This window comes from Streptomyces sp. NPDC087420 (assembly GCF_044744165.1).
Classification (GTDB): domain Bacteria; phylum Actinomycetota; class Actinomycetes; order Streptomycetales; family Streptomycetaceae; genus Streptomyces.
Map to the genome: position 1 here is coordinate 152,467 of NZ_JBIUXU010000002.1, position 12,824 is coordinate 165,290.

Here is a 12,824-nt window from a genome sequence, read left to right on the forward strand (position 1 = left end):
CCTTCTTGCGTGAGTGGTGTGACGGCCTCGCGTGAGTGCCGTTACGGCTTCGGATCGACATCGTCGAGGAAGGAGTGGATGAGCCCGGCGGCCTCGTCGAGGGAGCTTTCGAGCAGGAAGTGCCCGCCGTCGAGAAGGTGAATCCGGGCGTCGGGAAGGTCCTCCCGGAACGCCTCCGCCCCGGCGGGACCGAAGATCGGGTCGTTCTTGCCCCAGACCGCGAGGAGCGGGGGCCTGTGTTCGCGGAAGTACGCCTGGACCCGCGGGTAGAGCGGCGAGTTGGTGGCGTAGTCACGGAACAGGGCGAGCTGGACGAGGTCGTTGCCCGGGCGCGAGATCAGGTTGTAGTCGTGGTGCCAGGTGTCCGGGCTGACGACCGACTCGTCGGGGACGCCCGTCACGTACTGCCACTTGGTGACGTCGAGGGTGAGGGCACCACGGATCGCCGCTTCGGTCTCCTGGGTCTGCTCACGCTGGTAGTCCCAGATGGTCTTCCAGAATCCCTCGACGAAACCGGCGTCGTAGGCGTTGCCGCTCTGGCTGACGATCGCGGTGATCGCGTCGGGATCGCCGAGCGCCAGGCGCCATCCGATGGGGGCGCCGTAGTCCTGGACGTACAGGGCGTAGCGGGTGACGCCCAGCTGGTCGAGCAGGCCCTTGGTGAGAGCGGTCAGCGCGTCGAAGGTGTAGTCGAACCGGTCGGCGGCCGGCGCGTCGGACAGGCCGAAGCCGAGGTGGTCCGGCGCGATGACGTGGTACCGGTCGGCCAGCCGCGGAATCAGGTCGCGGAACATGTACGAGCTGGTCGGGTAGCCGTGCAGAAGGACGAGCGCGGGGGCGTCGGCGGGGCCGGCCTCCCGGTAGAAGATGTGGTGCCCCTGGACGGTCGCACAACGATGGTGAACGACGTTCATGTTTGCCCCCTTCGGGGTGACGCGTCAGGTGAGAGGCTCTCCGCCGTCGATGCGGAGAGTCACACCTGTCAGCGAGGCGTTTGTCATGGCGAAAAGAACCGCGGCGGAAATGTCGTCCACCACGCCGATACGGCGGGCGGGATTTCTCGTCCGAAGGTTTTCGAAATAGGCTTTCTTCTCCTCGTCGCCCAGGGAGTCCCAGATGCCGGTGTCGATGACGCCGGGCGAGATGGCGTTGACCCTGACCGGCCCCATTTCAAGGGCGAGAGACCTGGTGAGAAAATCGACCTCTCCGTTGGTGGCGGCGACGCCGAGGTAGCCGATCGCCGGCTTGAAGGCGGCCACACCGGAGAACAGCGTGAACGAACCCCCCTCCGCGATCCGCCCGGAGAAGTTTTTGGCGAGCATGATCGGCCCGACGACCTTCGTGTCGAACGAATGCAGGACCGCCTGGCGGTCGAGTTCTGTTCCCGGCTCCGCCCCGCCACCACGAGGTTCGCTCCCTCGGACTGTGCCGCGAGTACGACGGCCCGGGCGATTCCGCTCCCACGACCGATGACGAGGACGGTCCGCCCCTTCAACGAGAGAGCCATGGCTTCCTCCCTTGAGCGTTTCCTCTCATGCTAACGAGCGAATTTGCTGACCGCCGCTTCTGGATCATGCGTTTTCCGGAGGGAAAGCCAAGGTTTATCGAATGGCTTCCGGCCTCGGCAATGGGCCGGGAGTAGATCTACGATGGAAGTTCCGGGGCACGCGCATACCCATAAGGCCATCAGTGGAAGAAGGAATCGTCATGGGTCTGGCATGGCAACAGGGGCCTCTCGCACCGCATTCGATCGGCAGGTTCCTCACGCCCGAACCCTTGCCCGAGAGGCTGCTGTTCGCCGAACGTCTCCGCCGCAGGATGCGGGTCCGGTTCTCCGGCGAGTGGATAGCGGAGAGCGAGGACGTGATTCTCCTGCACGAACCCGGCAGGTATCCGGTGGCGTATTTCCCCCTGGGCAACGTGGAGCCCGGAGTTCTGGAAGGCGGCGAACTGACCACCCACCACCGCGAACTGGGCACCACCACCTGGTACACGGTCCACGGAAAGGACCGGAAGACGCCGCGCGCCGCCTGGCGGCACACGGAACTCCCCGCGTACGCTGAGGAGTTCGAGGGGCGTGTCGCGTTCGCCTGGCGGGCCATGGACGCCTTCTACGAAGAGGACGAACGGATCCTCGGCCACGCGGCGGACGCGTACCACCGGATCGACATCCGCGACTCCTCACGGCATCTCGAAGTACGGGACGGCGACCGCGTGGTGGCGAGCACCCGGCGGCCCGTCGTGCTGTACGAATCCGGCTTCGCGCCGCGCTGGTACGTACGCCGGGCCGACATCGACGAGGACGCGCTCACTCCCGTCGAGGGCCAGACCTTCTGCCCGTACAAGGGACTCGCGGACTACTACGAGATCGGCGGCACCGAAGGCGCCGCCTGGTCCTACCGCCACGCCTACGACGAGGTGCGCCGCGTCAACGATCTCGTGTCCTTCGAGCCGGACAAGGTCGCGGTCCACCTGGACGGTACGCGTCTGACGCTTGAGCCCGGCCAGACGGTGATCCCGCACGGCGCCGACCGCGGACTCGACGTCGCCGAGGTCGAGAAGCCGTAACCCCAAGAAGTCGGACAGGGAGAAAGCGATGAAATCAACACTTCAGGACAAGACGGTACTTGTGGTCGGGCGGGGCAGCGGTATCGCCCGCGCGGTGACCCTGGCGGCCCGGGAAGCCGGCGCGCGGGTCGTGGTCGCCGGGCGCGACGAACAGAGCCTCGCGAAGGCGTACAACGACCCGGGGGTCACCCCGGAGACGGTGGACCTCACGGACGAGCAGTCGGTCGTCGCACTGGCCGAACGGCTCGGAGAGGTCGACCACATCGTGTCGACCGCCTCGGCCCGGGCCCGCGGCACCATCGACGCGCTCTCCCCGGAGATCCTCAGCCTGTCCTTCGCGACCAAGGCGATCGGGCCGATCATCCTCGCCAAGCATTTCCGCGACCGGATCCGCGAGGGCGGATCCCTCACCCTCTTCTCCGGCGCCACGGCCATCAAGCCCGTTCCCGGCATGCTGGCCGTCGCCGCCACCAACGGTGCGGCCGACGTGATCGCCAAGGCCCTGGCCGTGGAACTGGCTCCCGTGCGCGTCAACGCCATCTCGCCCGGAACGATCGACACGGGGGCGTACGACGCCTTGGGCGAGGAGAAGAAGGCCGCGCTGTTCGCCGAGAGGAGTGCGCACAACCCGGCGCGGCGTATCGGCACCGCGGAGGACATCGCCGACGCCGTCGTCTTCGCGATGACCAACACCTTCCTCACGGGTGTCTCGCTGTCGGTCGACGGCGGCGAACCGCTCGCCTGACGCGGGCCGCCGTCACCGGCGCGTGCTGAGCCCGCGTCTTGTCGGTGAGTTGTGGTTGTGGCCGGGGTCCGGGGGCTGCCCGGGGTGCGCGGGCAGCCGTACGGCGAACACGGTCCGGCCTGGCACGCTCCGTACGTCCACGGTCCCGCCGTGCGCGGTGACCACCGCCTGCACGATGGCCAGGCCGAGACCGGTCGAGCCGGCCGCGCGAGAGCGTGAGGCGTCGCCGCGCGCGAAGCGTTCGAAGACGTGGGGAAGGAGGGAGGGAGGCACCCCAGGGCCGTTGTCCTCCACCTCCAGCACCACCCACGGACCGACGCTCACACCGCCGACCGCGCCCGTACCACCACGCTCCGCGTCCTCCGCGTCCTCCCGGCGGACCCGGGCGGTGACGGTCGTGCCCGGCGGGGTGTGGGTCCGGGCGTTGGCGAGCAGGTTGACGAGCACCTGGTGGAGCCGGGACCCGTCGGCGAGCACGATGCCCGCCGGGTCGTCCGGCTCCGGCAGGTCCAGGCGCCAGTGGTGGTCCTGGCCGGCCGCCCGCGCGTCGCTCACCGCGTCCACGACCACGGGGGAGAGATCAGTGCTCTCGTACGAGAGCGGCCGTCCGGCGTCCAGCCGCGCCAGCAGAAGCAGATCTTCCACCAGCCCGGTCATCCGCTCCGCCTCCGCCTCGATCCGGCGCAGCGCGTACCGCGTGTCCGGGCCGGTCTCCTCACGGCCCCGGCGCGTCAGCTCCGCGTACCCCCGGATCGAGGCCAGCGGCGTACGCAACTCATGACCCGCGTCGGCCACGAACTGCCGTACCCGCGTCTCGCTCTCCTGCCGGGCCCGCAGCGCGGACCCGACATGCCCCAGCATTCGGTTGAGAGCGGCCCCGACCTGCCCCACCTCCGTCCGAGGGTCGGCCTCCGCCGCCGGAACCCGGACGAGCGGAGCCACCTCCCCCCGGTGCAGGGGCAGTTCGGAGACGCGCGTGGCGGTCGTCGCGACGCGGCGCAGCGGCCGCAGCGCGATCCCGACGAGGACACCGCCCGCGATCCCGGCGGCGGCCAGCCCCGCGACGGTGACGCAGACCTCCACGACGATCAGGGTGCTGAGGGTGTTCTGGACCGGTGTGAGGGGCACGCCGACGAGGAAGTCGCCCTTGATGCCGCTGACGTACTCGACCCGGTAGTCCCCGCGGTCGGGCAGGGCCACGGTGTGCGGGTCGCCGTCGCGCGGGACGGTCGCGAGCGCGGCGGTCTGCGCGCTGGTCAGCGGCTGGTCGGTGACCTGGGGATCCTCGGGGGTCTCCTGCTGGGTGCTGATCAGCGACCGCCCGAGGGCCCCGGCGTCCGTCACCTCGGCGCCGACGGTGCCCACGGGGGCGCCGCCGCCCGTCACGACCTTCAACGGGTCCTTGCCCGCCAGGCCGCCGGACGCCTGCGCGGGGGGACTGGTGGACCGGGGCGGCCGTTCCTGGGGGCCCGCGGCGCGCGCGGCGATGGTGGACACCTGCGTGTCCAGCTGGTCGTACAGATGCGAACGGAACGCGATCGTCGTGACGCTCCCGATCACCGCGGCCACCACAGCGATCAGCGACACCGCGGACACCACCAGCCGGGTCCGCAGCGACCAGCGCCGTCGCGAGGCGGCCGTCATCGCGGAGCGGCGGCCGGATCGCCGGGCTTGATCAGGTATCCGGCGCCGCGTCGGGTGTGGATCATCGGCGGGTGGCCCGCGTCGATCTTCCTGCGCAGGTACGAGATGTAGAGCTCGACCACGTTGGCCTGGCCGCCGAAGTCGTACGACCACACCCGGTCGAGTATCTGGGCCTTGCTCAGCACGCGGCGCGGATTGCGCATGAGGTAGCGGAGCAGTTCGAACTCGGTCGCGGTCAGGTGGATGGACCGCCCCGCCCGGACGACGTCGTGGCTGTCCTCGTCCAGGGTGAGGTCCCCGACGGCCAGCAGCGACTCGCTGCGGGTCGCCGCGGCGCCCGACCGCCTGATCAGGCCGCGCAGCCGCGCCACGACCTCCTCCAGGCTGAACGGCTTGGTGACGTAGTCGTCGCCGCCCGCCGTCAGCCCGGCGATGCGGTCCTCGACGGCGTCCTTCGCCGTGAGGAAGAGCACGGGCACCTGCGGCAGTTCGCGCCGGAGGCGGCCGAGGACCGCGAGCCCGTCCATGTCGGGCAGCATCACGTCGAGCACCACCGCGTCGGGCCGGAACTCCCGCGCCGACTGCACCGCGCCCGCCCCGTCACCGGCGCTGCGCACCTCCCACCCCTCGTACCGCAGGGCCATGGACAGCAGCTCGGTCAGGGAGGCCTCGTCGTCGACGACGAGGACACGGACGGGGTTCCCGTCCGACCTGAGCATTTCGGCGCGCCCCCTGGGCGAGATCACGGTCATGGTCCTCACCCTGGGGAGGGCCGGTGAGAGGCTTCTTGCCGATTCCTATGAATTCCCTGAGAAACGCCTAGGCAAGATCGAAGAGCCGGGCGCCGTTGTCGTGGCACACCGCCCGCAGCCACTCGTGCCCCAGTCCGAGCCCTTCCAGGGCCTCCAGCTGATGGACGTAGGGGTACGGGATGTTGGGGAAATCGCTCCCCAGCAGGATCCGGTCCCCCAGATCCGCCAGCCGCACCCCGGCCTCGCGGGGGAAGGGGGCCATGGACTCGCTGAAGTCCGTGAACGCCATCGTCGTGTCGAGCCGCACCTCCCCGTACCGCTCGGCCAGGTCGAGGAAGTCCCCGTACTCCGGCATCCCCATGTGCGCGACCACCAGCCGCAGCCGTGGGTGCCGCGCGAGCAGCCGCCCCACGGGCTCGGGCCCGGTGTACTTGCCGGGCGCGGGCCCGGAACCGCAGTGCATCACCACCGGCACCCCGGCCTCGGCGAGCAGCCCCCAGACCCCGTCGAGCAGCTGGTCGTTCGGATCGTAGGCCCCGACCTGGAGATGCGCCTTGAAGACCCGCGCCCCACTCTCGACGGCCGCACGCACATACCCGTCAGCCCCCGCCTCGGGAAAGAGCGTGGCGGTCCGCAGGCAGTCAGGGGTACGGGCGGCGAAGCCGGCGGCCCACCCGTTCAACCACTCGGCCATGCCGGGCTTGTGCGGGTAGAGCATCGAGGTGAAGGCCCGCACCCCGAACGCCCGCAGCAGCGCGACCCGTTCGTCCTCCGCCTGCCGGTAGGTGATGGGCCACTCCCGACCGACCAGAGGCCCGGCGGAGTCGAAGTAGGCCCACACCTTGCGGAGCACGCCGTCAGGCATGAAGTGGGTGTGCACATCAACGAGGGCAGGCACCCCGACCCGCTCCCGAAAGCGCAACACGTCACGCGCATCCGCCACATCAGCCAGATCTGCCAGATCAGCCACGTCAGCCACATCAGCCACATCAGCCGGATCGCCCACGAAAGACCCCTTCCTCCGCCGCCTCTTCAGAAGAGGCCACCCTGAACATCCCCCACCCGTACATCCAGCACAGGCACAGTCAACCCTCCTTCCCCATCCCTCACACCGGCCAACTCCCACCCCTTCATGAGCCGGGTATCCAGAACAACCACCCCTCCGCTTCCACCTCCGCTTCCGCTTCCGCTTCCACCTCCGCTTCCGCTTCCTCCGCCAACCGTGGCGAGATGCAGATCGGGCCCAGCGGCGGCGACAAGGCGCCCGGCGACGCACCCCCCGTCCACCAACTCCCTCACCACACCGCCGGCGGGCGGGAGCCCGTCCAACCCGAAGACAACCCCGTGGTCAACGGCCTCGAACCCGATCCGCTCCAAGGACTCGGGCCACCCGGCCAACGCCCCGGCCCGCGCGTGCATCCGCCGTACCTCGTCAGCACGCCCGGCCACCCCGGGCAGACCGGCCCGTACGCGCCGCTTCTCCGCGTACGGAATCCGGTCCGGCACCCCCAGCGCGACCCGCAACAACTCCTCGGCCCGCCGCGCGGCCATCAGCGGCCCCCGCCCCAGCCAGCTGAAGACCACGGCCCCCTGCTCCAACAACCGCGCGGACCCCCGCTCCTCCCTGGTGATCCCCACCTTGACCAGCCCAGGACCGAACCAGGCCAAGTAGACGCGATAGACGCGCGGATCATCGGCGAGCGCGTCGGCGGCCACGGAATGCAGCCGATCCAACCGAGCGCACTCAACGCACAACCCCCCGGTGCCCCGCCCCCCGAGCAAGCCCTTCACCGGACACGGATTCCCCCGAGCCCCACCGCAGACCCGCACCCCCGCCACCCGGAACCCGACCGCGCCCCCGATCGCGAGAACGCTCTCCCGCCGCTCACCCACCCCACCCCGCCGCCACCGAAGCACAGGCGTCCCACCCGCCCACCCCACGCCGTCACACCACCACCCGACCGTCCTCACCCCACCACTGTCCCCCACCCCACTGACAACGCCCCGCTGACAAGGTCCCGCTCACAACGCCCCCCCCTGGCAGCGCACCACCGGCGGCGCCCCACCGCCCCCGGAAATCGCTCTGAAATCTGTTGTCCGTGTTTCAAATATGTAATCTCACTCGAATGCATCATTTCCGAATGGCACGTTCGAGCGTTATGCGTCTTTGACAGATGGGCTGTTCCCAGACCTGAACTGCTCTGTCCAGAAACCTCGTTCGACAGGAGCCGGCTCACTCATGACGCTGCACGTCTCGCGCGCACCATCACGTCGTCGCAACGTTCCCAGATGGATTGCCGGGGCAATGGCCCCGCTGGTCGCCGCCGCAGTCGTGGTAATGACGACGACGCAGGCCGTCGCCATCGCGACACCCGTTCCGCTGGGTACTGCGGACAGTTTCGCCGTACTGGCGGGACAGCAGATCACCAATACTGGTCCTTCGGTCATCACCGGTGACGTCGGCGTGAGTCCGGGTACGGCCATCAGCGGATTCCCGCCCGGCCTGGTGAACGGTGTCCAGCACTCGGCAGACGCGGTCGCGCTCCAGGCCAAGTCCGACCTGGTCGCCGCGTTCAACAACGCCGCAGGACAGGCCACCGACGCCGCTCTCCCGCCGGACGCCGGCGGTCTGACGCTCGTTCCCGGCGTCTACACGGCGTCCAGCACGCTCGGACTCACCGGCACTCTCACCCTGGACGCGGGCGGCAACCCGAACGCCGTCTGGGTGTTCCAGGTGGGCTCCGGACTGACGACGGCGTCCGCCAGCCGCGTGGCGCTGATCAACGGCGCGCAGCCGTGCAATGTCTTCTGGGAGATCGGCAGCTCGGCGACGCTCGGCACCAACTCCGTGTTCGTCGGCAACATCCTGGCCCTGACCTCGATCAGCGTCACGACCGGGGCGAGCATCGACGGCCGGGCGCTGGCCCGTAACGGCTCGGTGACGCTGGACAACAACCGCATCAGCCGGGCGACCTGCTCCACGACCACCACGGGTGGCACGACGACCGGGACGACCACCGGCACCACGACGGGCACGACGACCGGTACCACCACCACGGGCACGACGACCGGGACGACCACCGGTGTGCTGGGCGGGGTCCTCGGGGGCGTGCTGACCGGTGGCACCACCGGCGGCACCACCAACGGCGGTGTGCTGGGCGGCGTCCTCGGGGGCGTACTGACCGGTGGCACCCTCGGCGGCGGCAGCACGGTCAGCACCTCCGGGAACATCTCGGGGAACACGTCCGGCAACACGGTGGGCAACACCACCGGAGGCAACTCCACCAAGGGGAACACCGCCGGCGGCAACATCACGGGCGGGAACATCACCGGGGGCAATGTCACCGGCGGCGGCCACGGCAAGCCCGAGCACGGTGGCGGCCATGGCAAGCCCGAACACGGCGGAGGGCACGGCAAGCCCGGCCACGGCGGCGACCACGGCAAGCCCGAACATGGCGAGGGCCACGGCAAGCCCGGCCACGAAGAGGGCGGCTACGGCGGCTACGGCGGCGACGAGGGTTACGGCGGCTACGGAGACCGGCCCCAGGGGCCGGAGGGCCGCGACGAGTCGGAGCACGCCGGTGACTCCGAGGGTCACGGCGGTCACGGCGAGTGGTCCGACGACCAGGGCCAGACACGCTAGGTGACGGTCCGGGCCGGTGCATCCGGCCCGATCAACGGCGGCACGCGGCGGAATCCCGGATCCCGATTCCGCCGCGTGCCGTCCGTGAATCCCCGTAAGGAAACGTGGACGTGAGCAGCTGCGACGAGAAAGAAATCCCACGAGAACGCGAGGAAGAAACCATTACGGAATCCGTGCCTTCGGCACGACCGCGCCCCTGGCTCGCGCGAACGCTGAAAGCGGGGCTGCGGACCGTGGTCGCCCTCTGCGCGATGACGACGCTGACACACGTAACGATGGTATTCCTGCACGTGGCCCCGGCCAATGCCGTTTCACAGCGTTACAGTCGACAGATCGACGCATGGATCTATCCACTGTTCGAACAGAATTGGCGGCTCTTCGCGCCGGACCCGGACTCCGTCAACCGGCGCATTCTGGCAAGGACGGCACACACCGCGCCGGACGGCACCGTCAAGGTCAGCGACTGGTTCGATCTGACAGCCGCCGACCGCGCCGATGTGAGGCACAACGCCTTCCCGAGCCACACCACACAGAACTTGCTGCGCCGGGCCTGGACGTCGTACGTCGAACTGCACGGCGGTGACGACCGGCCCCATTCGGAGCGGGCCGCGATGATCCAGCGGTACCTGTACAACATCGCGTCGGACCGCGCGGCCGACCACGGCGGCGGTCGCCCCTTCGAGTCCATCCAGCTCAGGGTCCTCACGCTGGCCATCGCCCCACCCGCGTCACCGGACGGCCGGCAGGCGCCGTCGGCGTCCCGGGTGACGGAGAACCGGCTGCTGCCGTGGCGAGAGGTGAACCCGGATGGAAACTGAGCGCAGAACTCCCGCCCCGCGGCGGTCCACGGACCCACGGTCGGAGGACACCGGGACCACGTCACTGCCCGCCCGTGCAAGGGCCCTGGCCACGCTCCTCGTCGAGCGCCCCGTCTCCCTGTACGCGGCGGCCGTGCTGCGCATCGGGTACGGCTTCCTCTACCTCGCCTTCCTGCTGCGCGAGTTCCCGCACCGCGACGCGATCTGGGGCCCCGGTTCACCGTGGACTCCCACGCTGGCCAGGGAGTTGTTCGACCAGACCGGCTGGGCCAGCGTCCTGACCCTGTCGGACAGCCGGACGTACTTCGAATGCTGCTACGCGGCGGCCCTCGTCGTCTCGGTCCTGTTCACGCTGGGCTGGCGGACCCGGATCCTGTCCGTGCTCTTCGCCGTCGTGGTGGCGTCGTTCCACGCCCGGTCGATCTTCATGACGGACGGGGGAGACAACCTCATCCTCCTCATGACCGTCTGCCTGGTCCTGACGGCCTGCGGAAGACGCTGGTCCCTGGACGCACGCCGCGCCCGCACGAGGCCCGCCAGGAAGCGGTTCCCCAGCCTCCCCGTCCCCCTCCTCCCCTTGGGCGACGCGAGAAGAACCCTGACAGCCACACTCCACAACTGCGCCATGTTCGTGATCGCGGCGCAGGTCTGCTTCCTCTACGGATCCGCCGGCCTGTACAAGGTCCAGGGCGGCACCTGGGGCAACGGCACGGCCCTCCACTACGTACTCAACCTCCAACTCTTCCGCCCGTGGCCCGCGCTCTCCCACCTCGCCGACCAGTACCCCCTGATGATCGCCATCACGGGCTACCTGACCGTGCTGCTCCAGGTGGCCTTCCCCTTCACCCTGTTCGGCCGCCTCAAGTACCCGGTCCTGGCGGCACTGCTCGGCATGCACCTGGGAATCGCCCTCCTCATGGGCCTGCCGCTCTTCTCCGGCGCGATGATCGTGGCCGACACGGTCTTCCTCCCGGACCGCTTCTACGAGTCCCTGGCCCAACGGACCCGCAGCCTGACCCACCGCAAGAACAAGCCGGCACCGGTCCCGGCGTCCCTCCCCCAACAGACCCGCACGGAGGGGACAAGGCCGGTTTCACATCACTGACGGGCCATTGGTCCGTCCGAGCGCACACCAGAGGCCCGATCAACTCCCCGACCGGGCCTCTGAGCCGCTCCGCACCCGGCAGGATCCGAACCCGCGACCTTCCGATCCGTAGCGTCGGGCGCGGCTCGGTAACACGGTCATGGGGCAACCGCACAGACCAGCAGCGTGCCGATGTGCCCAGGCCGCGGTGCGTCGACGACCCGCGCGTCGGCCGTCGCGAACCCGGCCCGGATCAGCAGGCGCTCCCACACGGCCGGGCGGTAGCTGTAGCGGTAGGTGAACATCGCCTTGCCTGCGAAGCCTCCCTTGTACATACCCTGCGGCCCGTACGCCCCGGGGATGGCTGGAGGCTGCGAGAAGACGAAGGCGCCGCCGGACTTGAGCCGTCGGCGGACGAGCGGGAAGAGACGGCCCGGATCGGTGAACCAGGCGGCTCCGAAGATGGAGTAGACGGCGTCGTACACGTCTTCATGCCCGCTCAGGTACTCCAGGACCTCGGCGCACACGAACTCCGCGCCGGTGCCGGCCCACTTCGTGGTGGTTTTCTTGACCATGGTGGGCGACAGGTCGACGCCCCGAGCGGCGATGCCGCGCCGAGCGAGGTGGGCGACGGCCCGGCCGGTGCCGCAGCCGATCTCCAGCACAGAGCGCGGGTCGCCGAGTAGTTCTGGGCCAGGCCCGTGACCGGCGTACTGCGTCCAACAGAAGCTCGGCTCCGCGTCGTCCTTGAAAGCGGAAGCGGCGAAGGTGTCCCACAACTCCGTCTCGGCGGCGATGTCGTGTTGTGCGGGCAAGGTGTTTCCTTTTCGCAAGGGCCGGCCCCTGTCCTCGGGGAGATCGAGGACCAGGGCCGGCGCAGGACCGTTCAGTGGCTGTCGGGGAACTTGTTGTCGCACGGCGAGCAGTCCGCGCCGTCGATCGCCCACAGCTCTTCGTCGATGTCGAAGCCGATGGACTCCAGGAAGTCCGCCGTGCGCAGGCACAGGCCGTCGCGACGGCGCTCGATGAACGGCGCGTGGTGCTTGTAGCGACTCTCGTTGTACACGTCGCACAGGGCCCACCACACGGGCGTGTCGAGGATGAGCTGATGAACGCCGATGTCGACAAGCTTGCCGACTCCGAGGTGGACCTCTGGGTGCTCCATGCAGCCGATGGCGTACATGACGGCGTTGCCGAGGATCCGCTCGGCCATGGCGCGGACCATCATGTGGTCGCGCAGCAGTAGGGCGACCTCGCGCTCCCACAGGGTCATACCGCTGTCCAGCACGTTGATCGTCAGGTGCTTGACATGGGGCTGAACGGCGTTGAGGAGTGCTTTCGGGTCCCGGGTGCCGATGTTCGCAGGCCGGTCGAGGATGGCGGTCATGGCGTACTCCTTCGAAGGGCCGCCCTCAAGGACTCGGTGGCGGCGAGAGAATCGACGTCCTGCAACTCGTGTGCAGCAGCCATGAAGGGGACGGTAAGGAAGGGAAGATCGTGTGCGCCAGGGGAGTTGCGCGAAGTTGCTCCAGCCTCCTCCGATGTTGCGCGAGGTTGCTGATACGGGCCG

At 69.3% G+C, this 12,824-nt stretch carries 13 protein-coding genes; 5 read left to right on the forward strand and 8 right to left on the reverse strand.

Features of this window, described 5'->3' with window-relative positions; translation table 11 throughout:
* Positions 1-41: 41 nt before the first annotated feature.
* Both ACIO1C_RS04145 and ACIO1C_RS04150 read right to left on the reverse strand, forming a co-directional pair.
* Complete coding sequence (locus ACIO1C_RS04145; protein WP_401858339.1) at positions 42-914, reverse strand: alpha/beta fold hydrolase; 873 nt, start codon at positions 912-914, stop codon at positions 42-44.
* Positions 915-938: 24 nt separating this feature from the next.
* Entirely contained in the window at positions 939-1,358 is a 420-nt protein-coding gene (locus tag ACIO1C_RS04150) for an SDR family oxidoreductase (RefSeq protein WP_401859097.1), read from the reverse strand.
* Positions 1,359-1,707: 349 nt separating this feature from the next.
* On the opposite strand from ACIO1C_RS04150, the gene ACIO1C_RS04155 reads away from it, so the two are divergent.
* Positions 1,708-2,568: a DUF427 domain-containing protein gene (locus ACIO1C_RS04155; protein ID WP_401858342.1), complete on the forward strand. Its 861-nt coding sequence runs from the start codon at positions 1,708-1,710 to the stop codon at positions 2,566-2,568.
* Positions 2,569-2,596: 28 nt separating this feature from the next.
* Positions 2,597-3,313 carry an SDR family oxidoreductase gene (locus ACIO1C_RS04160; protein ID WP_401858345.1) on the forward strand — a complete coding sequence of 239 codons (717 nt, stop codon included), beginning with the start codon at positions 2,597-2,599 and terminating at the stop codon, positions 3,311-3,313.
* A gap of 12 nt (positions 3,314-3,325) precedes the next feature.
* On the opposite strand, the gene ACIO1C_RS04165 is transcribed toward ACIO1C_RS04160, so the two are convergent.
* The 4 genes from ACIO1C_RS04165 to ACIO1C_RS04180 form a co-directional block, all read right to left on the reverse strand.
* Positions 3,326-4,957, reverse strand: a complete 1,632-nt coding sequence (locus tag ACIO1C_RS04165; protein ID WP_401858348.1) for a sensor histidine kinase — start codon at positions 4,955-4,957, stop codon at positions 3,326-3,328.
* The gene (locus ACIO1C_RS04170; RefSeq protein ID WP_401858351.1) at positions 4,954-5,709 is read right to left on the reverse strand and encodes a response regulator transcription factor; all 756 of its coding nucleotides are present in this window, start codon (positions 5,707-5,709) and stop codon (positions 4,954-4,956) included. The genes ACIO1C_RS04165 and ACIO1C_RS04170 overlap by 4 nt, the downstream gene beginning before the upstream one ends.
* Positions 5,710-5,776: 67 nt before the next feature.
* Positions 5,777-6,670, reverse strand: a complete 894-nt coding sequence (locus ACIO1C_RS04175; RefSeq protein WP_401859098.1) for an amidohydrolase family protein — start codon at positions 6,668-6,670, stop codon at positions 5,777-5,779.
* A gap of 71 nt (positions 6,671-6,741) precedes the next feature.
* The gene (locus tag ACIO1C_RS04180; RefSeq protein WP_401858353.1) at positions 6,742-7,680 is read right to left on the reverse strand and encodes a DUF2797 domain-containing protein; all 939 of its coding nucleotides are present in this window, start codon (positions 7,678-7,680) and stop codon (positions 6,742-6,744) included.
* 268 nt (positions 7,681-7,948) lie between these two features.
* Between ACIO1C_RS04180 and ACIO1C_RS04185 the strand changes: the two genes are divergently transcribed.
* The 3 genes from ACIO1C_RS04185 to ACIO1C_RS04195 all read left to right on the forward strand — a co-directional run bounded on the left by ACIO1C_RS04185 (position 7,949) and on the right by ACIO1C_RS04195 (position 11,275).
* On the forward strand, positions 7,949-9,352 hold the full coding sequence (locus tag ACIO1C_RS04185) for an ice-binding family protein (protein ID WP_401858356.1): 1,404 nt from the start codon (positions 7,949-7,951) through the stop codon (positions 9,350-9,352).
* Positions 9,353-9,462: 110 nt separating this feature from the next.
* Positions 9,463-10,170 (forward strand): DUF5819 family protein, encoded by a 708-nt coding sequence (locus tag ACIO1C_RS04190; RefSeq protein ID WP_401858359.1) that lies wholly within the window; start codon positions 9,463-9,465, stop codon positions 10,168-10,170.
* Positions 10,160-11,275, forward strand: coding sequence for an HTTM domain-containing protein (locus ACIO1C_RS04195; RefSeq protein ID WP_401858361.1), 1,116 nt, complete (start codon positions 10,160-10,162; stop codon positions 11,273-11,275). Before ACIO1C_RS04190 ends, ACIO1C_RS04195 begins: the two co-directional genes overlap by 11 nt.
* Before the next feature lie 137 nt (positions 11,276-11,412).
* Here the strand turns inward: ACIO1C_RS04195 and ACIO1C_RS04200 are convergent, their stop codons facing one another.
* Complete coding sequence (locus ACIO1C_RS04200) at positions 11,413-12,069, reverse strand: class I SAM-dependent methyltransferase (protein WP_401858364.1); 657 nt, start codon at positions 12,067-12,069, stop codon at positions 11,413-11,415.
* A gap of 71 nt (positions 12,070-12,140) precedes the next feature.
* A complete protein-coding gene (locus ACIO1C_RS04205) occupies positions 12,141-12,641 on the reverse strand; it encodes a hypothetical protein (protein WP_401858367.1) in 501 nt (166 codons plus the stop codon).
* Positions 12,642-12,824 lie beyond the last annotated feature (183 nt).